The sequence below is a fragment of the Acetomicrobium flavidum genome (assembly GCF_900129645.1).
GTDB lineage: Bacteria > Synergistota > Synergistia > Synergistales > Acetomicrobiaceae > Acetomicrobium > Acetomicrobium flavidum.
Window position 1 is genome coordinate 910,293 of record NZ_FSQZ01000001.1, and the last position, 19,597, is coordinate 929,889.

23 protein-coding genes and 1 pseudogene are annotated in these 19,597 nt (G+C 49.4%); 10 read left to right on the top strand and 14 right to left on the bottom strand.

Translation table 11 applies throughout. The features are described from left to right. Positions 1-10 precede the first annotated feature (10 nt). The 3 genes from BUQ78_RS04745 to BUQ78_RS04755 are packed head-to-tail and all read right to left on the bottom strand — an operon-like array spanning position 11 to position 971. Complete coding sequence (locus BUQ78_RS04745) at positions 11-220, bottom strand: hypothetical protein (RefSeq protein WP_074199444.1); 210 nt, start codon at positions 218-220, stop codon at positions 11-13. Continuing rightward, entirely contained in the window at positions 192-479 is a 288-nt protein-coding gene (locus BUQ78_RS04750; RefSeq protein WP_074199445.1) for a hypothetical protein, read from the bottom strand. Before BUQ78_RS04750 ends, BUQ78_RS04745 begins: the two co-directional genes overlap by 29 nt. Further along, a complete protein-coding gene (locus tag BUQ78_RS04755) occupies positions 480-971 on the bottom strand; it encodes a ParA family protein (protein WP_074199446.1) in 492 nt (163 codons plus the stop codon). It lies immediately after the preceding gene. Positions 972-1,451: 480 nt separating this feature from the next. Here BUQ78_RS04755 and BUQ78_RS04760 point away from each other — a divergent pair, with 480 nt between their 5' ends. The 5 genes from BUQ78_RS04760 (at position 1,452) to BUQ78_RS04780 (ending at position 3,492) form a co-directional block, all read left to right on the top strand. Next, positions 1,452-1,751, top strand: a complete 300-nt coding sequence (locus BUQ78_RS04760; RefSeq protein ID WP_074199447.1) for a DNA polymerase — start codon at positions 1,452-1,454, stop codon at positions 1,749-1,751. Between the two features lie 276 nt (positions 1,752-2,027). Continuing rightward, the gene (locus BUQ78_RS04765) at positions 2,028-2,306 is read left to right on the top strand and encodes a helix-turn-helix domain-containing protein (protein WP_074199448.1); all 279 of its coding nucleotides are present in this window, start codon (positions 2,028-2,030) and stop codon (positions 2,304-2,306) included. Further along, the gene (locus BUQ78_RS10175; RefSeq protein WP_084532219.1) at positions 2,303-2,575 is read left to right on the top strand and encodes a type II toxin-antitoxin system RelE family toxin; all 273 of its coding nucleotides are present in this window, start codon (positions 2,303-2,305) and stop codon (positions 2,573-2,575) included. Before BUQ78_RS04765 ends, BUQ78_RS10175 begins: the two co-directional genes overlap by 4 nt. Before the next feature lie 167 nt (positions 2,576-2,742). Beyond that, complete coding sequence (locus BUQ78_RS04775; protein WP_318259646.1) at positions 2,743-3,126, top strand: RNA-guided endonuclease InsQ/TnpB family protein; 384 nt, start codon at positions 2,743-2,745, stop codon at positions 3,124-3,126. A gap of 12 nt (positions 3,127-3,138) precedes the next feature. Then, complete coding sequence (locus BUQ78_RS04780; RefSeq protein WP_074199450.1) at positions 3,139-3,492, top strand: zinc ribbon domain-containing protein; 354 nt, start codon at positions 3,139-3,141, stop codon at positions 3,490-3,492. Positions 3,493-3,667: 175 nt separating this feature from the next. Here BUQ78_RS04780 and BUQ78_RS04785 read toward each other — a convergent pair whose 3' ends face one another. Further along, on the bottom strand, positions 3,668-4,183 hold the full coding sequence (locus BUQ78_RS04785) for a hypothetical protein (RefSeq protein WP_074199451.1): 516 nt from the start codon (positions 4,181-4,183) through the stop codon (positions 3,668-3,670). Between the two features lie 174 nt (positions 4,184-4,357). Here BUQ78_RS04785 and BUQ78_RS04790 point away from each other — a divergent pair, with 174 nt between their 5' ends. The 5 genes from BUQ78_RS04790 (at position 4,358) to BUQ78_RS04810 (ending at position 9,824) form a co-directional block, all read left to right on the top strand. After that, on the top strand, positions 4,358-5,551 hold the full coding sequence (locus BUQ78_RS04790; protein ID WP_074199452.1) for a DUF3798 domain-containing protein: 1,194 nt from the start codon (positions 4,358-4,360) through the stop codon (positions 5,549-5,551). A gap of 117 nt (positions 5,552-5,668) precedes the next feature. Beyond that, a complete protein-coding gene (locus BUQ78_RS04795; RefSeq protein WP_074199453.1) occupies positions 5,669-7,282 on the top strand; it encodes a sugar ABC transporter ATP-binding protein in 1,614 nt (537 codons plus the stop codon). Beyond that, positions 7,275-8,321 (top strand): ABC transporter permease subunit, encoded by a 1,047-nt coding sequence (locus BUQ78_RS04800; protein WP_014806066.1) that lies wholly within the window; start codon positions 7,275-7,277, stop codon positions 8,319-8,321. Before BUQ78_RS04795 ends, BUQ78_RS04800 begins: the two co-directional genes overlap by 8 nt. Beyond that, a complete protein-coding gene (locus tag BUQ78_RS04805; protein WP_074199454.1) occupies positions 8,318-9,418 on the top strand; it encodes an ABC transporter permease in 1,101 nt (366 codons plus the stop codon). Before BUQ78_RS04800 ends, BUQ78_RS04805 begins: the two co-directional genes overlap by 4 nt. 19 nt (positions 9,419-9,437) lie before the next feature. Then, the gene (locus BUQ78_RS04810) at positions 9,438-9,824 is read left to right on the top strand and encodes a DUF6672 family protein (protein ID WP_014806064.1); all 387 of its coding nucleotides are present in this window, start codon (positions 9,438-9,440) and stop codon (positions 9,822-9,824) included. Between the two features lie 89 nt (positions 9,825-9,913). On the opposite strand, the gene ilvB is transcribed toward BUQ78_RS04810, so the two are convergent. From ilvB to BUQ78_RS04850, 10 genes and pseudogenes are all read right to left on the bottom strand, one after another. Then, positions 9,914-11,587 carry a biosynthetic-type acetolactate synthase large subunit gene (ilvB, locus tag BUQ78_RS04815; protein ID WP_084532221.1) on the bottom strand — a complete coding sequence of 558 codons (1,674 nt, stop codon included), beginning with the start codon at positions 11,585-11,587 and terminating at the stop codon, positions 9,914-9,916. Then, the gene (locus BUQ78_RS04820; RefSeq protein ID WP_074199455.1) at positions 11,587-12,726 is read right to left on the bottom strand and encodes an isocitrate/isopropylmalate dehydrogenase family protein; all 1,140 of its coding nucleotides are present in this window, start codon (positions 12,724-12,726) and stop codon (positions 11,587-11,589) included. Before BUQ78_RS04820 ends, ilvB begins: the two co-directional genes overlap by 1 nt. 17 nt (positions 12,727-12,743) lie before the next feature. Further along, on the bottom strand, positions 12,744-13,565 hold the full coding sequence (locus BUQ78_RS10200; protein ID WP_449679064.1) for an alpha-isopropylmalate synthase regulatory domain-containing protein: 822 nt from the start codon (positions 13,563-13,565) through the stop codon (positions 12,744-12,746). Continuing rightward, positions 13,542-14,299, bottom strand: a pseudogene (locus BUQ78_RS10205) (2-isopropylmalate synthase); the annotation flags it as partial. The pseudogene BUQ78_RS10205 and the gene BUQ78_RS10200, both read right to left, overlap by 24 nt. 33 nt (positions 14,300-14,332) lie before the next feature. After that, positions 14,333-15,343 (bottom strand): ketol-acid reductoisomerase, encoded by a 1,011-nt coding sequence (gene ilvC, locus BUQ78_RS04830; RefSeq protein ID WP_074199456.1) that lies wholly within the window; start codon positions 15,341-15,343, stop codon positions 14,333-14,335. A gap of 31 nt (positions 15,344-15,374) precedes the next feature. Beyond that, complete coding sequence (ilvN, locus tag BUQ78_RS04835) at positions 15,375-15,899, bottom strand: acetolactate synthase small subunit (protein WP_074199457.1); 525 nt, start codon at positions 15,897-15,899, stop codon at positions 15,375-15,377. Positions 15,900-16,195: 296 nt separating this feature from the next. Beyond that, positions 16,196-16,975 (bottom strand): Mrp/NBP35 family ATP-binding protein, encoded by a 780-nt coding sequence (locus BUQ78_RS04840; RefSeq protein ID WP_074199458.1) that lies wholly within the window; start codon positions 16,973-16,975, stop codon positions 16,196-16,198. 359 nt (positions 16,976-17,334) lie between these two features. Continuing rightward, positions 17,335-17,469 carry a hypothetical protein gene (locus tag BUQ78_RS10120; protein ID WP_318259508.1) on the bottom strand — a complete coding sequence of 45 codons (135 nt, stop codon included), beginning with the start codon at positions 17,467-17,469 and terminating at the stop codon, positions 17,335-17,337. 269 nt (positions 17,470-17,738) lie between these two features. Beyond that, positions 17,739-18,830 carry an iron ABC transporter substrate-binding protein gene (locus BUQ78_RS04845; protein ID WP_074200171.1) on the bottom strand — a complete coding sequence of 364 codons (1,092 nt, stop codon included), beginning with the start codon at positions 18,828-18,830 and terminating at the stop codon, positions 17,739-17,741. A gap of 2 nt (positions 18,831-18,832) precedes the next feature. After that, positions 18,833-19,594 (bottom strand): ABC transporter ATP-binding protein, encoded by a 762-nt coding sequence (locus tag BUQ78_RS04850; protein WP_318259510.1) that lies wholly within the window; start codon positions 19,592-19,594, stop codon positions 18,833-18,835. Positions 19,595-19,597: the final 3 nt, after the last annotated feature.

Consider the following 19,597-nt stretch of genomic DNA (forward strand, 5'->3'; position numbering starts at 1 on the left):
CAGTCCAGCCTTATCTTTTGACGTTAAAGACGGCAAGGCCCGCTTTTTCCGCTTCTTCGGGTATCTTTTTCTGGTTTTTCTTGTGTATGCCCAGAGCCTTCAAAATGTCGTTGCTCCGCACCTTTATCGTCTTTTCTCCCGTCAGCGCCGACTTGTAAAGGACGGCAATGAGAAAAGTCTTGGTTCTGTTGTCAATGCCGGGAGCATACAGAATGTTCATGATCAGGTTCAGCTGTTGCACCTGTTTTTTCCGTGTCTTCCGGAATAGGTACATGTGTTGCACTTTTTTCGGAAATAAGTGCATTGGGCCTGCTCATCTCGGCGATCATTCTGCCCTGACTGAGATACAGGTCTCCCTTTTTCTCGACTTCTTCGCCCGAGACCTTCTGCATGTAGTTGACGACGCCCGCTATCTCGGCGATCTCAAAGGCAAGTTTTTCGTCTTCCTTGTCCTTTTTCCTTTTCCTTGCCTTAGCCATTTAGACCGCCTTCTTTTCGGCAAAGATCGTCCTTTCCGCCCTTTCGAAAAGCTCCTTCAGGAAGGAAAACCACTCGTCCTTCTGCTGCAGGGTAAGGCTGTGCAGTATGTTTCTCCTTTTGCTGATGTTTTCGGCGACCTTAGCCTGCGTAGGTATGACGGCGTCGAACACGTCGGACCCGAAGGTCTGCCTGACGACCACTTCAAGGGACTGGTGCAGGTTGTACCTTCTGTCAAGACCGACGATGAGATATCCCAGAAGGGCGGGCAGGCGAGACGTCCTGAAACGGCGTGCCGTGGCGATTATGCTCATCAGGTTCTGTATCCCCATGATGGCATGCTTGCTCAGGGATATGGGCACGAGCACCCCGTCGGCGGCCACAAGGGCGTTCTGCGTGAAAAGTCCCAGATTGGGCGGGGTGTCCACGAGTATCAGGGGATACCTGTCGGACAGGTGTTTTACGACGACGGAGAGTCTCATGGCTCCGTCCATCTCTCCCGCCAGCCTGTGCACGTAAGGTTCTGGTGCAGGTGAAGGCCTTCGACTGGCAGGAAATATCGGGATATTACGACGAAATGGCCTACAAGAACGGCACGTTCAAAAAATTGCCAGTTTACGGGACAAGTTTTGACAAAATCCCTTCAAACGAAGAGATGTTTGGTCTATGGAGTCTGTTGTTACATCTTTGACTGGAAGGATATAAACTCGAACACGACAGTCAAATTCTTAGATTCTTAAAAAGAGGTATTCCTAGTACGTAAATATAAAAAGATACGCATGGTTATTGCATATTTAAGGCTTTTTCGTCAAAACAAGAGAATCTCATTTCTATCACAGGGACAAATATACCAAGTTAGTCATAATGGCGATAGATCATTTACCACAGAAACCGGGAAAGCCCAGGTTTTTAAACATTGGTTGGGGCATCAACCTGCGGGGGGAAGGACGTAAGACCTGCATGGGCATCCTTCGATGAACCGGAATCCCGTAAATGAATTTAGGGAGTACGTCAATAACGCCGTGAATCACTCCGATCAGGGAACCGGTGCAGATATGCTGAAGGAAGCACTAACGCGCCTGCACCGGGAGACCGACTATAGGATCATTCTGCCGGTGCATGACGAAATTCTGCTCGAAGTTCCCGAAGATGAAGCGCAGCAGGCAAAGGAAGTTCTAAAAACCATTATGCTTGACGTGGAACGCAAGTATGTGACCGTCGTGCCTGCGGAAGCCGAAGCAAAGATAGGCCCTACATGGGCTGATGCTCATTAACCCGGCCTGCGCGCTATAACCTGTTAAGCCTGCGGAAAGGGTTTTGCAGTAGGAGTGAAATTCTGTTCAAATGTCGGATAATAAAGACCCGCAGACCGCGGGTCTTTATCTTTATATGAATACATGGGACACACCGCTGTCATAAGCAGCGCTGTTGCCCCGGTACGGTGAATACCTTGCGTCATTAATGGCAAATCGATATATGATATGATATACTTGAAAAGATGGAAATAACAATTATTAACAGTAAATATAAATCATTAGGAAGTGATAGAAATGGAAAAGCTGCTTACACCCAAGGATGCGGCCGAAATCCTTTCGCTTTCGCCTGTGACGATAAAAAAATGGCTTTGGCAGGGAAAATTAAAAGGAATCAAAGTGGGCAGCGTATGGCGGATCAAAGAAAGCGATCTAAAGGCATTTCTAAGGACAGGCAATGACGATGAAGAGAAGTTGAGCAGGGATGACCTGGAAGCTGTAAAACGCGGCCTGGAAGACATCAAAGCCGGCAGGTACGTAACACTGGAAGAGTACGAGCAAGATAAAAGGCCGTGAGCTATGAAGTAAGGCTCTCCCGTGAAGCCGTAAAAACTCTGGATCGCATGGACTCTAAAACCGAAAAACGTATCCGCAGTCGGCTGCACGAACTGTCCGATGATCCGCTCGATCCGCGGTTAAGCAAGCCGTTGACGGATATGGAAGGACTGCGTTCGTCCCGCGTGGGCGGGTGGCGAATACTTTATACAATAGATAACTCCGCTAATGCGGTAATTGTAATAGCCGTGCGACCGCGCGGGCAGGCTTACAGGAATCTACACAGGTAGCCCAAGAAGTATTGTTTAGGGTAGAATGGCCTTTGCTGCCTTCTTCTGCAGGGTCAGGGACGGAGAAACGCCGGGATATCCCCTTTTCAAGGGGCAGAAGACGGCATAAATCTATCACATTCACCCAGTTTCGGAAAGGGAAAGGTGCTTCTTTATAAGACGGCAAGCTGAAACTATTAAAAATCGGCCTGATGAAGGTAAAACTGTACCGGGAAATATCCGGTATCGTCAAGACCCTAATCATCAAACAGGATGCTGCGGGCAGGTGGTGGGCTATTTTTGCTGTAGAAATAAAACTAACCCAATCACAGACTAATAACGGATCTGTCATAGGTCTTAATGCTGGTCTAGAAAAGTTTGCAGCCCTTTCTGATGGTAGTATCATCGAAAATCCTAGGTACCTTAGAAGAACGGAAAAACGCCTAAAACATGCCCAACGTGTCCTTTCCCGCAAGGAGAAGGGTTCCCACAATTGGAAAAAGGCCAGACAAAAGCTGGCGAAGCTATACACTAACATCCATAGCCAGCGAAGGGACTTTCCACACAAGTAATCCCGTAGGCTGGTGAACACTTACAGCCTGGTTGCCATAGAAGATCTGTACATAATTTCTGACGCTGGTTGGGGTGAGTTCATGACCATGCTTGAGTACAAAGCGGAAGAAACCAGTAGCAGGCTGGTCAAAACGAACCCTTCCGGCACTTCGCAGGAATGCAGTAAGTGTGAGATGACCGTGTCTAAAGAATTATCCGAGCGGACTCACCATTATGCTTATTGTGGGTTGACTCTAGACAGGGATGTAAACGCTGCCGGAATATTTTGTAGAAGGTGTTGGCTCTGGAAGCGGCCTAAATACTTTCCTACCGTGGGAACCACGGAAAGTTGCGCCTGTGGAGCTGGTCTATTAGGGCCACTATGAAACAGGAAGCTCTTTCCGTAAGGAAAGGGTAGTTCACAAACCTGCTTCCAGGATGCCTTATTTTGTGTCTTCTTTTTCCAAAAAAACTATATCCGAGATAAGTTACATACATTATGCGCCGTCTCAGACGGGTTGCAAGCAATCCGAAGACAACAGGCCAGTGTAAATTTAGCAATCAGGATTGCTTTTTGCCATTTGGCAGTTTCCTTAATATTTCTTCGCACTCGTCGATCAGCTTTCTTCCCGCGCTTTTAAGTTCCGCCGTAAGCGACGTCCTGTCTTTGTAGTATGCATCGGTTAGCGACAACTTCTGTGCAAGGTTCTTAAGAAAGGCCAGTTCCGGCTCGTCGTACGTCTCGTGAACGATCGTCTGAGCCGCCATGACGCATATCTTTGCCTTCTCCATGATCTCGCCCGACAGGCTTCCCGTGTCGTTGTTTTCAAGGACCTTCATCAAATACGCACCCGGAGACTTAATCTTGCCCGCGCTCGTCCTGGCGTAAATCCAGAAGGCAACAACGAGTTCCGGGTCTTTTCCCTTCACAGCGTCCATCAGGCTTCCCGTAACCGCGTTCAAAGGAAAGCCCGTCAGATGAAGGCTGACGAGCATCACGTACTTGCCCGTTTCCTGCAGCGGGATACGTCTTCTTTCTTCGATTTTTTCTTCATTTGGCAGCAGTATTGCAGTCACGATGAGCCTAATTAAAGAAAACTCAAGCCGATATGATTAATCGTTTTAAATATAAACGCAAGATCATATCTTTGTCAAAGAGTTTAAGATGCCCTGAACGATTGACCTCATCTTAACATAATGGGATAATTTTATTCGAGTAATGTAGCTTAAAATAAGGAGGAGGGTCAGTAAATGAGGAAGGTTGGGGGCTTGTTAGTTTTAACATTGGTCGCATTTCTCATGCTCGGCGCAGGACATGCATTCGCGAAGGCACCGTACCATATCGGCATTGTTACAGGAACGGTTTCGCAATCGGAAGATGACCTGCGAGGAGCGGAGCGGCTCATCCAGGAGTACGGCGATGCAGCTAAGGGCGGCATGATCCAACACATCACATATCCCGATAACTTCATGCAGGAGATGGAGACCACCATTAGCCAGATCGTAGGGCTTGCAGACGACCCAATGATGAAGGCCATAATAGTTAACCAGGCCATTCCCGGTACTACCGAGGCCTTCAGGCGCGTAAAGGAAAAAAGGCCTGATATCCTGTGTTTCGCCGGCGAAGCCCATGAGGATCCGGGAGTCATCGAGTCATCTGCCGACTTGGCAATAAACGTACACAACATTTACAGAGGCTACCTTATCCCGCTGGCAGCTAAAAAGATGGGCGCGACCGACTTCGTCCACATCTCCTTCCCCCGCCACATGAGCTATGAGCTTCTTTCAAGAAGGCGCAACATCATGGAGGTAGCATGTAATGATCTAGGCCTCAAGTTCCACTTCGAGACGGCACCGGACCCGGTCAGCGACGTAGGAGTAGCCGGAGCTCAGCAGTTCATACTCGAGAAGGTCCCTGCATGGCTGCAGAAGTACGGCAAAAACACGGCATTTTTCTGCACCAACGATGCCCATACCGAACCTTTGATCAGACAGATAGTGGCTTACGGTGGTTATTTCGTCGAGGCCGATCTTCCTTCCCCTCTCATGGGATACCCCGGAGCGCTGGGAATAGACCTGTCTGCTGAGAAGGGAGATTTCCAGGCCATTACGAAGAAGATCGAACAGGTCCTCAAGGAAAAGGGTGCCTCCGGACGGCTCGGAACCTGGGTATATTCCTACGGATATACGACCACGGCGGGTCTCGGAGAATTGGCGAAACGCATCATCGACGGCAAGGCCAAGATATCCTTGGATGACCTGGTGGCTTGCTACGAGAAGTTTACACCAGGTGCAACATGGAACTGCGGATATTACGTGGACCTCAATACCGGCATCAAGAAGACCAACCACATGTTGGTATATGAAGATACGTATGTGTTCGGAAAGGGCTTCCTCGAAATGACCAAGGTAAAGGTGCCCGACAAATACCTGAAGATTAAGTAATTCCCTGCGCTATTGTCTTTAGTAAATACCGCTTGGGGGGAAGCTGCAGCTTCCCCCCAAGCGGTTCTATAACGCAGTATTTTTAGTTAAATTGGTGACAGGTAAGAGGTGAATTGTATGTCTTCAACATCATTGCTACGCATGGAAGGGATAAGTAAATCCTTTTTCGAAAACCAGGTCCTACGCAACGTCAACCTGAAGCTTGAAAAGGGGGAAATATTGGGCCTGGTTGGCGAAAACGGCGCAGGCAAGTCGACCTTAATGAACATCCTCTTCGGTTTGCCCGTGATATTTGAAACGGGGGGATTTGAGGGAAAGATTTACCTGGAGGAGCAAGAAGTGCGCTTTACCAGCCCACTCCAGGCATTGGATGCAGGCATAGGAATGGTCCATCAGGAGTTCTCGCTCATACCGGGATTTACAGCTGTTGAAAATATCGTTTTAAACAGAGAGTCCACCCAATATAATTTTCTGGTGGAGATCTTTGGCGAGCGACTGGCTACGCTTGACTATCCCAAGATGACAAGCAGGGCCACCAAGGCAATAGACAGATTGGGAGTGAGCATCGATCCGGAAATGGTGGTCTCCGAGATGCCGGTAGGGCACAAGCAATTCACTGAAATAGCCAGGGAAATCGAAAAGGAAAACACCAAGCTGTTGGTGTTAGATGAGCCCACCGCCGTTTTGACGGAATCGGAAGCAAAGATCTTGCTCGAAGCCATGAAGCGCCTTGCAGGTCAGGGAATAGGCATAATCTTCATAACCCACAGGCTTCAGGAGGTCTTGGACGTCTGCGACCGCATAGTGGTCCTAAGGGATGGCGAAATAACGCTCGAAAAAAAGGCGTCCGATACGACCCTTCGTGAAATAGCAACGGCCATGGTGGGACGCAAGATAGAAGGGCTGACCGAGCGATCATCGGAGAACAGGGTCTTTAAGTCCCCCATCATGACGATCGAACATCTTTGGGTGGATATGCCCGGAGAAACGGTTAGAGATGTCAACCTTGAAGTATATGAGGGCGAGATATTGGGCATTGGCGGCCTGGCCGGCCAAGGGAAGCTGGGCATAGCTAACGGAATTATGGGGCTTTATCCTGCCGGCGGCAAGGTCGCATTTCAGGGTAAACCCTTGCCTTTAAATGACCCTGTAACCCCATTAAAGTCAGGGATTGCCTTCGTGTCGGAAGACAGAAGAGGCGTCGGCCTTATATTAGACGAAGGAATTGCCCTTAATATAGCATTCACTGCAATGCAAATCCATGAGCTCTTTTTGAAACGTATACTTGGCGGGCTCGTGAAATGGAGAGACGATCAGGCAATACAGCAGGCAGCCAGAGAATACATAAAAATGCTTGCTATCAAGTGCGTGCATGAAAACCAAAAGGTGAGGGAACTATCGGGAGGCAATCAGCAAAAGGTATGTCTCGCCCGCGCCTTCGCCCTTGATCCCAAGTTGCTCTTCGTATCTGAGCCCACAAGGGGCATAGACATTGGAGCTAAAAAGCTCGTGCTCGACATGATATATAAGCGTAACCGAGAATTTGGCACTACCATAGTCATGACCTCTTCCGAGCTTGAAGAAATGCGATCCATCTGCGATCGCATTGCCATAGTTCACGAGGGAAAGATAGCAGGCATATTGCCTGCCTCCTGCGACAGCTCAGAGTTTGGCCTTCTCTTGATGGGGGCAAAGTCATCGTCCGAGGAAGGTGTGGTCTCAGTTGGATAGGATCAAAAAATTCATCATAGATGTAGGATGGCCCAGGGCAATAATTGCGCTATTCCTGCTTTCTCTTTTTATATTGGCACCCTTCGTAAACGTCAGGATAGACTCATCGATAAACGACACGCTTATAAGGTTCGGGATGAACGGCATATTGGTCCTTGCAATGGTGCCCATGGTACAGTCAGGTTGCGGGCTTAATTTCGGCTTGCCCTTGGGCATCATAGCGGGGCTTTTGGGCGCCACCATAAGTTTAGAGATGAACGCTACGGGGTTTATCGGTTTTTTGGTTGCCATCGCCATGGCAACTCCCTTTGCAGTCATCTTCGGTTGGGGCTACGGCCAGCTTTTAAATAAAGTCAAAGGCGGAGAGATGATGATAGCTACTTATGTAGGATTTTCATCCGTAGCCTTCATGTGCATCATGTGGTTGTTGTTGCCCTTCAAGAACCCCAGCATGGTGTGGGGTTATGCCGGGAAGGGACTTCGAACCACGATAAGCGTCCAGGAATACTGGGGAGGCGTTTTGAACAACTTCTTATCCATACGGCTGACTCAGTTTTTCTCCATACCTACGGGAACATTGCTGTTTTTTGCGTTAATGTCGCTGCTGCTTTGGGCCTTCTTCCGCACCAAAACGGGAAATGCCATATCAGCAGTAGGAGCTAACCCCGACTTTGCGCGCGCAGCCGGCATAAACATAGACAAAATGCGGACCCTTTCCGTAATATTGTCAACGCTTCTTGGTGCCATAGGCATAATCGTTTACGAACAAAGCTTCGGATTCATCCAGCTTTACATGGGCCCCTTTTACATGGCCTTCCCTTCGGTTGCAGCCATCTTGCTTGGGGGTGCCTCAATAAATCGTGCAACTCTGACGCACGTCATCATAGGAACATTTCTATTCCAGGGCATACTTACCATGACGCCTTCAGTTATAAACAGCATGCTTCAGACGGACATGTCAGAGGTCATAAGGATCATCGTTTCCAACGGCATGATACTCTATGCATTGACAAGAGGAGTTAGGGTGAAGTCACGATGAAAAAAAGAGAAGCTACGTTTAATTTAAAAAGATTCCTAATGGCCAACATAGTGCCTATAATCTTTATACTGCTTTCGGCCTTTGCCATACCCATATCTCAGTTTTCTGCGTCTTACCTGGTGCAGGAGATGCTAATTCGTCTGGCCAGGGACTCCTTCTTGGTGCTATCCCTCCTGGTGCCAATCATAGCCGGAATGGGCCTTAACTTTGGGATGGTGCTTGGGGCCATGGCCGGGCAAATAGGACTGATACTTGTCTCCGACTGGAAGGTGATGGGGCTACCCGGAATGACGCTTGCCGCGATCATCGCAACTCCATTGGCTGTCGCCTTGGGATGGATGTGCGGTGCCATACTTAACCGCGCCAAAGGACGGGAGATGGTCACTTCCTATATTCTGGGCTTCTTCGTGAACGGCCTGTACCAACTGGTCGTGCTGTACTTCTTTGGTTCACTAATACCCATCCACAGCCCCGAGCTAGTGCTTTCAAGGGGATACGGCATTAGAAATGCCGTAAACCTCGTAGGGATCAGAAATTGCCTCGACTACTTGATACCCGTAACCATACATGGCATAAGGGTCCCCTTGGGCACTTTCATCATAATAGCGGCCTTCAGCGCATTTATCGTATGGTTTAGAAAGACCAAGCTGGGGCAAGACATGCGTGCCGTAGGCCAAGATATGGAGGTGTCTCGTTCGGCAGGCATTCCCGTGGAGCGTACGCGACTCATATCGATAGTGATCTCCACAGTTCTGGCAGCTTACGGGCAGATAATATTTTTGCAGAATATAGGTACGCTAAATACCTACAACAGCCATGAACAGGCCGGCATGTTTGCCATCGCCGCCTTGCTGATCGGCGGAGCAAGCGTTGCGAAGGCCACGTTGCCCAACGTGTTCGTAGGGGTCATACTCTTTCACCTAATGTTCATCGTATCGCCCATGGCCGGAAAGTACCTGATCGGACAGGCTCAGCTTGGGGAGTATTTTCGCGTCTTCGTATCCTACGGCGTAGTCGCCTTGGCCCTGGTGATATACGAGTGGCGTCGCGCTCAAGAGAAGGCATACGCGAGGCGTATGTTTAGGGGCGAAGCTTAACCCGGAGGAGGTAGTCAATTTGAAAAAACGCCTTATGATACAAATAGGCCTCGTAATAGCGGCCATTTTAGTCAGCATATTCTTATATCGCATTGGCAAGGGATTCCAGTTCATCGTGGAAAACAAAAATTACTCTTTGGGCGACGTCACCTTCGAAGTGCGGGGACCCGTGAGGGTCACCTTCGATGACGAAATCCAATTAGACCTGGGGGAAGACGAGGCAAACCTTGCTCTCCTCATAGGTTACGGCAAACACAAGATCAAGGTAGACGTATTGGATGAAAACGGAAACGTGGTAAGCTCTACCGAAAAGATCTTCAACGTGAGCGGAAAAGAGGGAGACCTGCTTAGCATACCGGCGTTGCTTGGCGGAAGCGAAACCTGGATATTTAAGCGAGAAACTTAACGCAGAACAACAATAAGATTTGGATTTACTGGATCAAGCGTCCACGCCAAAGAAGTGGGCGCTTGATCTTTTTGACGACTCATGGACCATCAGCTTTGCGCCTCGACGATCATCTCGTCCATGCCACCCCCTGGAGGAACCATTGGAAATACCTTTTCAGATGTCGATATTAGGCATTCCACGACAGCGGGACCCTTTAGGTCTAGGGCTTGTTGAAACGTGGGCTTCATTTCCTCCGGACTACGTATTTGAAATCCCGATACTCCAAATCCCCGAGCTATCTCGACGAGAGGACAAGAGGGCGGCTCCAATGTTGCCGAATATCGGCCACTCCAGAACAGTTCCTGCCATTGCCTCACCATGCCAAGGCTGGAGTTGTTTAATACCACTACTTTGACGGGCAGATTGTACCTGACACAGGTCTCAAGCTCTTGGACATTCATGAGAAAACTGCCGTCGCCCGATATGCAGACTACCGGCCTTCCGCTGCCGGCAATGCATGCCCCAACCGCAGCCGGAAGTCCGTAACCCATGGTACCAAGGCCGCCGGAAGACAAAAAGGTCCTAGGAATTCTGGCATCCCAATGAAGGGCCGACCACATCTGGTTTTGTCCGACTTCCGTGGTTACCACCGAACGATCATCGACCAAGCCGCGCAATGTCCATAGTAAGCACCTTGGAGAAAGGGCTTGAGCTTCGCTGTATCCTTCCTTCGACTTAAAAAGTTCGATGCGCTTGAGCCACTCCGTACGATCTCGAGCATTAACCTCTTCAAGCAAGCCAGAAATTATTTCGCCTGCATCTCCTACCAAATAATATTGTGCCATCAAGTTTTTGTTGATTTCTGCCGGATCTGCGTCGATGTGTATGATCTTGGCATTTTGGGCAAAACGAGAGACGTTTCCGGTGGTCCTGTCTGAAAACCTGGTCCCCACGCCGATCACCAGGTCAGCTTCCATGATCGCCCTGTTTGCCGCTACACGACCATGCATGCCGGCCATCCCTAAAGACAAATGTTCTCCCTCCGGGTAAGTGCCCTTACCCATCAATGTAGTGGCGACAGGAATGCTGAACTTGTCGGCAAAGCTTCTTAATATATCGCTTGCTCCGGAATGGATCACGCCGCCTCCGGCAATGAACACCGGTCGGTCGGCCCCATTGATGCAGTCGACAACTTGGTTCCACATCGACAGATCTTTAAGTTTTTCAGGATGATATCCTGGGAACTCGACTTTATGAGGATATTTGAAATCCGCCTCTTCGTTTTGCACGTTTACGGGCAATACTATCAAGACAGGCCCCGGCCTTCCGCTAGTTGCTATGTAAAAAGCCCCCCTGACAGCAGTGGGTATCTCCGACGCATTTTTAAGCAAAAAACTGTGCTTCACCATCGACATGGAGCAGCCAAATATATCTGCCTCCTGAAAGGCATCCGTGCCCATCGATTTCGTTGCCACCTGGCCTGCGATCACAATTATGGGCGTAGAGTCCATGTGGGCAGTCGCAAGTGGGGTCACTATGTTGGTTGCACCAGGTCCGGAAGTCACTATGCATACGCCAGGCCTTCCCGTGGCTCTGGCATATCCGTCGGCAGCATGACCGACTGCCTGTTCGTGGCGCATCAGCACGTGTCTTATCTTGGAGTCATAAAGGGCATCGTAAAGAGGAATTACGGTACCGCCCGGATAGCCGAAGACCACATCTACGCCCTCCATCTCCAACGCCCTAACGATCATTTGCGCTCCCCTTAAACGCATGGTCATCACATCTCCTCGATCATCGACCTGACCGCATCTCCAACCTGAGATGTCGTTTTGCTCCCTCCAAGTTCGATGGGAAGCTCACAGCTCGAGGAATCACGCAAATACCTGTAGACCGCGCCTTTTACGGCACCTGAGGCCTGTTGCTCTCCAAGGTGTTCAAGCATCAAGCTGGCCGAAAGTATAGCGGCCAGGGGATTAGCCCTCCCCGTGCCGGCTATTTCAGGGGCAGATCCGTGTACCGGCTCAAACATGGACAAGCCATCTCCTATGTTGGCACTGGCACACAGTCCCAAACCACCCGCAATTCCCGCCAAAAGGTCGCTCACGATGTCTCCAAAAAGATTTGGGCAAAGAATGACGCCAAACCTTGAGGGATCTTTTACCAGTTGGTAGCAGAGAGCATCTACGTTTATCAATTTGAGGTACAACCCCTCCTCCGACACAACTTCTTGCGCTAGGCCTTCCCAGAAGCCATAAAGCTCCTTTACCGCGTTCGATTTAGTGGCAAGGACTATCTCCTTCTCACCTCTTTGGCGAGCTAACGCGCATGCATAACGCGTTATTCGGCTTACCCCCAGTTTCGTGGCCAAGGCAATTTGTGCTGCCATATCCATGGCAGGATCTACGCTCAAGTTTAGAAACCCCCGCAGCTCGTAGGAGGGGCGTTTCATGCCTATCTCCATCCTCACGCCATCGCTTGAAGCTGCACCCAAGCCTATATAAAGGTCTTCCGTGTTCTCCCGAACGACTGCGATATCTACGCAATCTCCGCCTTTAAGCGGCGACGGCACCCCCGGAAAAGAAACGGCAGGCCTTAAGTTCACGTATTGATCGAAATAAAACCTTGTTTTAAGCAGAATGCCCCGCTCCAGTATGCCGGGGGAAACTCTGGGATCTCCTATGGCGCCCTGAAGCAATGCGTGACATTTGCCCATTTCTCCTAAAGCCTCGTCGGGCAGCACCTCGCCGGTCTTGAGATAATGCTCGGCACCGTAGGGAAACTCTTTCCAGCTAACGGAGAAATCAAAACGATCCGCTGCTGCCTCAACTGCTTTGCAGGCCTCCGGCACTACGTCCCTTCCGATGCCATCCCCGGGCAGAAGCCCTATCAAATAGTTTCGCCTGTCTGTCTTTGACATCCCCTTCACTCCTCCCTTTACGCAGGAACGCACTGCGGGAAGAGATTTATGCCTCGTGCCTCAGCTATCTGCACGAGTCTGTTTATGGCATTGATATATGCCTTTATGCTGGCTTCGATGACGTCCGTGCTCGCTCCCCTTCCTTGCGCCAATATCTCCTTAAACTTTATGACTACCACGGCTTCGCCTACGGCATCCGACCTCTCGCTTACGGCAGATATCTTGTAGCTCACCAATTCCGGCTCAATACCGATTATGCGCTGTATGGCCTTGTAGGCCGCATCGACGGGTCCGTTACCTGTTGCCGCGTCGCTATTTGTCTTTTCGCCATCCGCCAGCACAACCGTGGCGGAGCCCCTGCCGCCTGCGCCAATGCTGATCATGAAGTCGCGAAGCTCAAAGGATTTCTTCGTCGCATTCCCCAAGATTTCGTCCACGATTAAGGCCTCAATGTCGCCGTCGCTTACGATGCCCTTCTTATCGCACAAATCCTTGAACAAGACAAAGGCCTTTGCTAACTCCTCTTCGGTGAGGTGGTAGCCTAAAGACTTTATCCTCTCTCCAAAGGCATGCCGGCCGGAATGCTTTCCAAGCACAAGCTTCGACTCAGGGGCCCCTACGTCTTGTGGCCTTATGATCTCATACGTCCTCTTGTCGCACAGCACGCCATGCTGATGGATGCCTGCTTCATGGGAGAAAGCGTTATCTCCGACAATGGCCTTATTGGGAGGAACCACAAATCCCGTCAGGCGAGCGACAAGCCTGCTTGTGGAATATAAATGTGTCGTATTGATGTGCGTATCTACGCCAAAGTGCTCTCTCCGGGTCTTCAATGCCATGACGATCTCTTCGAGGGATGCGTTTCCCGCCCGTTCGCCGATGCCGTTTATGGTACATTCAACCTGTCTCGCCCCGGCCTTTACGGCCGCTAAGGTATTAGCTACGGCCAAGCCTAAGTCATCGTGACAATGAACGGACCATACGAGTCCATTCGTTCCCACTTCTTTCATGACATTCGCAAAAAACCCGCTGAACTCCTCCGGGATGGCGTAACCGACAGTGTCGGGCAAATTTAGCGTGGTGGCACCGCAGTCTGCGGCTAATCTAAACGCTTGGGCCAAAAACTTGGGGTCTGATCTGCTGCCGTCTCTGCCGAAAACTCCACGTCGGGGACGAGGCTTCTGGCGTAAGTTACGGCCGATCGAATCTCACCTAAGACCTGATCTTTCGTCATCTTTAGCTTATACTGCATATGGATGTCGCTTGTGGCTATAAACACATGAATTCTCGGGCGATCGGAGTGCTTCACGGACTCAAATGCAGTCTTTATGTCCTCTTGCCTTGTCCTGGAAAGCCCTGCAATAGCAGGACCTTTGACGCTTTGAGCGATTAAGCGTACGGCCTCGGCATCGCCCGGTGAGGCCGCTGGAAACCCGGCTTCAATGACGTCAACGCCGAGGGCGGCTAACTGATATGCGATCTGCAATTTCTCCTGGGCGTTCAAATTTATCCCTGGAGATTGCTCTCCGTCTCTAAGGGTGGTATCAAACACTCTCACATAATCGTCACTCATCTTTTTCGCATCTCCTTTGTTCGACTGTATTTTCTAATCTTCCGGAGCATTTTTGGCATCTAACCACGGCATCATCTTCCTAAGCTCGGATCCAACTTTTTCTATCAAATGATCCTTTTCCCTTCGCTGCCAGGCCCTCATCTGGGGCCTGTTGCATTGGTTTTCAAGTATCCAGTCCTTGGCAAAGAGACCGTTTTGGATATTTTCAAGCAGCTTTTTCATGGTCTCCCTCACCCTTGAATCAATTACCTGCTTGCCTGCCACCATATCGCCGTATTTGGCAGTGTCGCTGACGGAATAGCGCATCCACGACAAACCGCCCTCGTACATCATGTCCACTATCAACTTCAATTCGTTTAAGCATTCAAAGTAAGCGATCTCGGGCTGATAGCCTGCATCGACCAAGGTCTCAAATCCCGCCTTCACCAGCTCCGTAACGCCACCACATAGCACGGCCTGCTCTCCAAAGAGGTCAGTCTCGGTTTCCTCCGCGAAGGTCGTTTCTATCAACCCGGCACGACCACAGCCCAAGCCGCGACCATAAGCCAAAGCCATTTCCCTGGCCTTGCCCGAGGCATTTTGATATACGGCAAAAAGTGCCGGAACCCCCTTGCCCTCCTGATAAGTGCGGCGGAGCAGGTGTCCTGGGCTTTTGGGGGCAACCATGAATACGTCCACCGTGGATGGGGGGATTATCTGATGAAAATGTATAGTAAATCCGTGGGCAAAGACCAGTGCGGCTTCTTTTTTCATGTTTGGAGCTACCTGCTTCCTGTAAACTTCGGCCTGGATGTGATCCGGTACCAAAAAAACTACAAGGTCGCTCATTCTAACGGCGTCTTCCACGTCTTTTACTTCAAGTCCGTCAGCACGTGCTCTATCCCTGGAAGCGCTTCCTTCGTGAAGTCCTACCACTACCTTGATCCCGCTGTCCCGCAGGTTCTGCGCATGGGCATGTCCTTGACTTCCGTAACCCAGTATCGCTACCGTCTTTCCCTCCAGTGCCTTCATGTCAGCATCCCTGTCATAGTACACTTTTGCCATATTAATTACCTCCTCTTTGTATTTTTTAGCCTTAAGCTAACTTCAATTCGAACTCTTCTCTTCCGGGGATATTCCTCTCGAATCCTACGCGTTGCATCGCCACGGCACCGCTAGAAGCGACCTCCAATATGCCAAAGGGCCTCATTGCAGCCAAAAAGGCTTCAACCTTGCCCTTATCCCCAGTGACCTCAAAGACCAGCGCATCTCCACCCACATCGACAACTTTTCCCCGAAAGGCTTCGGCCGTTTGAAGCACATGAGGCCTGATCTCCAATGGAGCCGAAACCTTGATCAACATGATCCAACGTTCCACATAGGGAGCCTGGCTCAAATTTCTCACCTCCACCGTCTCTATCAATTTATCAAGCTGCTTGACAATTTGATCCACAACCCTTTCGTCCCCGTCCACGACCAGGGTAAACCTGGAAAATCCATCCAAATGGCTACGCCCTACGCTTAGGCTCTCGACGTTATATCCCCTTCGTGCTATTAGCGTTGCTATCCTTGACAATACGCCCGGCTTATCTTCTGACAAAACACCTATGACATACTTCACTGCTTTCACCCCCTTTCATGTAAAACAAATAAAAAAGGTCGGGGCCCATTTATGCTACGGGTCCCGACCTTGGAAGCTAAGGGTAATAAGAGCCCTATGCTCCGGGAGGGGACCCGCAGCTTATAATTATCAGAGCTAGCACTAGGACCAATTCCATGCGTATTACGTCCTGATGTAACACCTGCGTTTCCCCTCCTTCTAGCGGTAAATTTCTGATCATTTTAATTTGATCGCAGAGACATGTCAAGCAAATAAAATTAACTTGCAATTCAGAATATAAGGAGTCGCATCCGTCGCTACTTACTTGTTGCGATAGCTAGGAGACTCTGCATCACCTCCGTGTTATCGTAGGCTTCAAGCTTGCCTTCATCTCCAAGTTTGGCAATTGACGGATCTATGGGCAGTTTAGCCAAAATAGGGATGTTATGTTCTTCCAACTCTTCCGAGTGGCTAGAACCGAAGAGTTCCCACTCCTGATGACAGTAAGGACATATGGTATAACTCATATTTTCCACTGCACCCAAAACTGGTATGGACAACATGTTAGCCATGTTCACTGCCTTAATTACAACCATGGCCGAAAGGGACTGAGGCGATGTGACAGCCAAAAAACCATCTAAAGGCAATAGTTGCATGATCGTGAGGGGAGCATCAGAAGTGCCAGGCGGCAAGTCTACCAATAGGAAGTTAATCTCATCCCACATCACATCTTCCCAAAATTGCTTTATAACGTTTGCTATGAGGGGTCCTCTCCATATCACAGGTTTGTACGGATCATCTAGGAGAAGATTTACGGACATTACGCGGATCCCAAGATTTGGCGAGACCGGTGGAATCAATCTGGAACAAGCAGCCTTAGGCATCCCATCCACCCCTAAAAGTTTTGGAATGGATGGCCCTGTGATGTCTGCGTCTAAAATACCTACCTTAAATCCTTGTCGCTGTAAAGCTACAGCTAACAGAGCAGTAACGGAGCTTTTTCCAACGCCCCCCTTGCCGCTTCCTATGGCTAATACATGATTGACTCCTTCTTTCTTGGCTTTGTCGATTGGCGCACTATCGTGGTCTTCATTCATAACGAATTCCTCCTTCGTTCCCAATTGATTATCCTGATCCAAACATACATGACTCTCCATGAGGAAAAACACAGGAAATTTCTTTTGCCCCTCGTGAAGCAAACGCTGTATATTATACTTTATAGATATTGAATATCAATATCTATAAAGTATAATGCCGAAGCAAAGGAACTATTCTTTTGGGTTCTCATTACCGGAATGTTTCCGCTCTAACTATTAAATAGAGCCTACCAACCTCAAGGCAGGCAAGACCCTTGAAGAAATATGCCATGACATAGATCTCAAGAGGCTAACGAAGGTTGAGGGACGTTCGAGCATGATATTCAGCAGCTTTTTCAATCGAAAGATATCGATTAAGTTCAGCAAGCTAAAAGGGGAAGCTCGCAGAGACCATCCTTATGGAGCGGGGAATCGTGGTCGACTCCCACATGAGGACATCTCATCCCGACGCTTACGCCGTGGGGGACGCCGTACAGGTCGATATTGCCCCTCATAGGCACCCTTGCCTCCAAATACGGGCGAAGAAGGCTGTAATGGTAATGCGGGTAAGACATCGCAGAGAAGCATATCGGTAGTCAACAATAGTGTTGGTTCTCTGTATTCATAGGTAGAGTTACACATATTCCATGCACATGACCGGCCACATGCAGTACCAGCTTTGACTCGGGCAACCCGTTGAACAAGGCAGTAAAAGAGCACAACATCAAGCACTATGCATGGAGCAGAAGACAAACCTTGCCCACTGAAATTGCGCAATAAGGCTTCAATGCATCGGAAGCCATGAGCCGTAGCCGCCGAAGCTCCTTTTCATATCATCATACACTCCTTTGCCTAAGAGAAATTTATATATATTGTTGGCCTTTTTCCCCGGATCTATATCTTTGAACGCCTCTGGGTATAAGACGGCGCCCACATAATAAGCGTTAGCAAAACAGGTGCCCAAGTTTGTGGTGTAGTGGTTATAGGGGAGAGTCAAATAGACTCTCCCCTTTTTAAACGCCGACAGGTGTTCGTAAAAGTGCGGATTTTTTTCTATATCAGCCTGGATTAGATGCCTTCCGCCGCCATCGATGAAAATCACGTCCGGATCCCATTCCAAGAGTTTTTCCCTATCTATAAAAATATGGTCGCCTTTTAGTCCCTCTACGACGCTTTTAACGCCTAAAAATTCAAAAGGAGGATAGGACCTAAGAGTGCTATCGATGCCATGCGACCCTTTATGTCCAATCCCGCCTACATATACTTTTTGCCGATGTTTGCTCACTGCTGCTGTTCGTTCAAATAAGTCTTTCTTCATCTGCGTGAAAAATTCGACGAGGGCATCTGCCCTTCCATCGTTGCATTCCATTATTCGTCCGATCAGCCTGAAGGAATCGAAAACTGTCTCGTCGAAAGTCGCCAAGTCACCATAGGACAGCACTACAACGGGAACGCCCAGTTTGTTCTGTAGTTTATTTGCGTTTTGCCCTTGCATATACGTTACAAAGAGCAGGTCGGGCTTGCAGGCAAGTGTTGCTTCTGGATCTGGTCCGCGGTCTATGTAGGCTGGTCCCCCTGGACCTATCGTGGGAAGGGATTTGAACTCCGGATGGGCGTATGCATAAGGTCGTCCCGTCGGATCCCTTTCAATTTCCTCCACGCCGACAACTTTTTCCGTCTGATTCATATAAGCTATAAGCCTAAGGGCTCCCGGTCCTGCACAAACTATCCCTTTCACGGGAAGGTCAATCGTTACGGATCTGCCTGCCATATCTGTAACGGTAATAGATCCTGCCAATGCGACAGAGGAAGTCATCCAAAGTAGGGCAAGCACCGCACTAAAGGCCAGAATTCGCTTCAATACAAATATTCCCATCTTCATGCTCCCGCCCCAACCTTTATATAACTTCTTTCATCATTTTTGGCATCCCTGGCATCGAATATTGGAATGACTATTAGTTGATCATATACGTGCTGCATAACAACAGGAACGTTAAAAACTTCCTCTATGAGCTTGGGAGTGAGTATATCTCGTTCGCCGTAGGCATAAACCCTACCATCTCGCAGCAAGAGAAATTTGTCGGCAAAGCGAAGGGCCAAGTTTATGTCATGGACAGAAAGAACTATCGCCATGCCCCTCTCTCTTGCCAACTCGCAGAGCAGATTCATCACCTCTAACTGGCGATGAAGGTCAAGGCTGCTGGTCGGTTCATCGAGCAGGAGCACCTCTGCCTCTTGTGCTAGGGCTCGGGCTAGAGCAACTCGCTGAATCTCCCCTCCAGAAAGTTCTCTGACAGGGCGAAGGGCGTACTCTTCAAGCCCCATGGTACGCAATGCATCGCTGACTATTTCCAGATCGATATTCGATGGGTTCCATTTTATGTGCGGTTTTCGTCCCAATAGAACAGCATCGAAGACGGAAAGGTCGCTCTCATAAGAACGCTGTGGCACGTAAGCGACCTTTCTTGCTATCTGCTCACGGTTTAGCGTACTTAAACTTTCTCCATCGAGCATCACCACTCCATACCAAGGCTTTAGAAGCCCGTTTAGGCACTTGATGATCGTCGTTTTACCCGAGCCGTTCATGCCAAGAACTGCCGTAATGGTTCCTCTGTCCACGGAAATACTTACCCCTTGCAAGAT

Bases quoted from the DNA above. Each gene is read 5' to 3' on its own strand.
- ilvC (WP_074199456.1), bottom strand. From the start codon at position 15,343: ATGGCAAAAGTGTACTATGACAGGGATGCTGACATGAAGGCACTGGAG.
- BUQ78_RS04745 (WP_074199444.1), bottom strand. From the start codon at position 220: ATGAACATTCTGTATGCTCCCGGCATTGACAACAGAACCAAGACTTTT.
- BUQ78_RS04765 (WP_074199448.1), top strand. From the start codon at position 2,028: ATGGAAAAGCTGCTTACACCCAAGGATGCGGCCGAAATCCTTTCGCTT.
- BUQ78_RS04840 (WP_074199458.1), bottom strand. From the start codon at position 16,975: ATGAATGAAGACCACGATAGTGCGCCAATCGACAAAGCCAAGAAAGAA.
- BUQ78_RS04750 (WP_074199445.1), bottom strand. From the start codon at position 479: ATGGCTAAGGCAAGGAAAAGGAAAAAGGACAAGGAAGACGAAAAACTT.
- BUQ78_RS04820 (WP_074199455.1), bottom strand. From the start codon at position 12,726: ATGTCAAAGACAGACAGGCGAAACTATTTGATAGGGCTTCTGCCCGGG.
- ilvB (WP_084532221.1), bottom strand. From the start codon at position 11,587: ATGACCATGCGTTTAAGGGGAGCGCAAATGATCGTTAGGGCGTTGGAG.
- BUQ78_RS04760 (WP_074199447.1), top strand. From the start codon at position 1,452: ATGAACCGGAATCCCGTAAATGAATTTAGGGAGTACGTCAATAACGCC.
- BUQ78_RS04805 (WP_074199454.1), top strand. From the start codon at position 8,318: ATGAAAAAAAGAGAAGCTACGTTTAATTTAAAAAGATTCCTAATGGCC.
- BUQ78_RS04795 (WP_074199453.1), top strand. From the start codon at position 5,669: ATGTCTTCAACATCATTGCTACGCATGGAAGGGATAAGTAAATCCTTT.
- BUQ78_RS10120 (WP_318259508.1), bottom strand. From the start codon at position 17,469: ATGAGGGGCAATATCGACCTGTACGGCGTCCCCCACGGCGTAAGCGTC.
- BUQ78_RS10200 (WP_449679064.1), bottom strand. From the start codon at position 13,565: ATGGCATTGAAGACCCGGAGAGAGCACTTTGGCGTAGATACGCACATC.
- BUQ78_RS04755 (WP_074199446.1), bottom strand. From the start codon at position 971: ATGGACGGAGCCATGAGACTCTCCGTCGTCGTAAAACACCTGTCCGAC.
- BUQ78_RS04845 (WP_074200171.1), bottom strand. From the start codon at position 18,830: ATGGGAATATTTGTATTGAAGCGAATTCTGGCCTTTAGTGCGGTGCTT.
- BUQ78_RS04790 (WP_074199452.1), top strand. From the start codon at position 4,358: ATGAGGAAGGTTGGGGGCTTGTTAGTTTTAACATTGGTCGCATTTCTC.